This is a genomic window from Psychrobacter sp. T6-1, from assembly GCF_052258445.1.
This window is the reverse complement of record NZ_JBQQFC010000383.1, coordinates 1-1,992: the sequence shown is the minus strand read 5'-3', so window position 1 is coordinate 1,992 and position 1,992 is coordinate 1. Positions and strand designations below refer to the sequence as shown.

Annotated in this window: 1 pseudogene; it reads left to right on the top strand. The window is 49.3% G+C overall.

The window, feature by feature from the left end:
* Positions 1–33 precede the first annotated feature (33 nt).
* A pseudogene (locus ACTXGO_RS13040) lies at positions 34–1,992 on the top strand (hypothetical protein); the annotation flags it as partial.

Here is a 1,992-nt window from a genome sequence, read left to right as displayed (position 1 = left end):
GATGGTAATGGTGGTCGAATTTTTGAGTTTGCAATGAGTGACTATGAAGCTCTCGGCATAGGCGCAACCGCAAGTGGCATCCGCGCCACCGCTATCGGTAATACGTCAGTCGCCAGTGGTCGTGATAGCGTAGCGATGGGGACAGGCGCAACTTCGAATATTCGTAATAGTATTGCACTAGGATCACAAAGCGTTACCACAGTCGATTCAGGCGTAGCAGGGTTCGGTGCTGACACCAGAACCACGCCAGTATGGCAATCAACTTTAGCGGCAGTCAGTGTTGGAGATACCTCTGATGCTGATAGCTCTAATTGGCAAACCCGTCAAATCACAGGAGTTGCCGCAGGGACGATAGATACTGATGCGGTCAACGTCGCGCAGCTAAAAGACCAAAAGATTCGTTATGTCAGTATTAACTCAACTGAGGCAGGCGCAAACTCAAATCGCGAAAATGATGGAGCCACAGGTTTAGATGCAGTAGCAATTGGAGTAGGTAGTCAAGCCTCGGGAGTTGCCGGCTCAGCAGTAGGTGCTTTTAACACGGCCTCGGGAATTGCCAGCTCAGCAGTTGGTCTTAGTAACACAGCCTCAGGTTTTTACAGCTCAGCAGTAGGTGATCGCAATGAAGCCTCAGGAAGGTTTAGCTCGGCAGTGGGTTTTGGCAACGCAGCTTCAGGAGTTTCCAGCTTAGCGTTAGGTAGTTCGAATAGATCCTTAGAGGCAGGTGCTACTGCTATTGGTAGTGGGGTCACAGATACGCGAGTTGCGGTAGCAAATGCAGTGGTGCAAGCTGAGTTTACTGCTGCGACCACGCCTATACAAACAGACTTTGACAGTCGCCGCTTTAAAGACGATGGTAATGGTGGTCAGATATTTGAGTTTGCAGATGCTGATTACGAAGACTTAGGCATAGGCGCAACCGCGAGTGGTATCCGCGCCACCGCTATCGGTAATACGTCGGTTGCCAGTGGTCGTGACAGCTTATCTATGGGTACAGGATCAACTGCTGATATTCGTAACAGTATCGCTTTAGGCAGCCAAAGCACCACAACAGTTGATGCAGGCGTACAAGGCTTTGGTGCAGACACCAGAACTACGCCAGTATGGCAATCAACGCTAGCGGCAGTCAGTGTTGGAGATACCAGTGATGCTGATCCTGCTAACTGGCAAACTCGTCAGATCACAGGCGTCGCCGCAGGGACGACCGATACCGATGCGGTTAATGTCGCTCAGCTCAAGCAAGTTGCAGAGTCAAGCGGTGATACCACGCGTTACGTGAGTATTAATTCAACTGAAACGAGCTTAAGGTCGAATGCTGACAATGATGGTGCGACAGGTGTTGATGCAGTAGCAATTGGGGTCTATAGTAGAGCCTCAGGTACTGAGAGTTCAGCAGTTGGTTATAGCAATGCAGCTTCAGCAAATTCTAGTTTAGCAATAGGTGTTTTTAATACAGCCTCAGCAGACTTCAGCTCAGCAGTTGGCTATAGCAACACAGCTTCAGGAAGTTCCAGCTCATCAATAGGGATGAATAACAAAGCCTCTGGAAGTTCTGGCTCAGCAGTAGGTAGTTCGAACACAGCCTCAGGAGGTTCCAGCTCAGCAATGGGGATTGGTAACACTGCCTCAGGAAGTCTCAGCTCAGCAGTAGGTCATCGTAACGCGGCCGTAGAAAGTTCCAGCTCAGCAATAGGGATTGGTAACACCGCCTCTGGAAGTTCTGGCTCAGCATTGGGTAGTAATAACACAGCATTAGGTTTTGTAAGCTCAGCATTGGGTAGTAGTAACACAGCTTTAGCCAATAGTAGCTCAGCAGTCGGTTATGACAATGAAGCCTCAGGAAGTTTCAGCTCAGCACTAGGTAGTAGCAACGAAGCCTCAGGAGGTTTTAGCTCAGCAGTTGGTCTTAGCAATAAAGCCTTAGGGGATTTTAGCTCGGCAATGGGTTTTGACAACGAATCTTCAGGAGCTTCCAGTTCAGCGTTAGGTAAT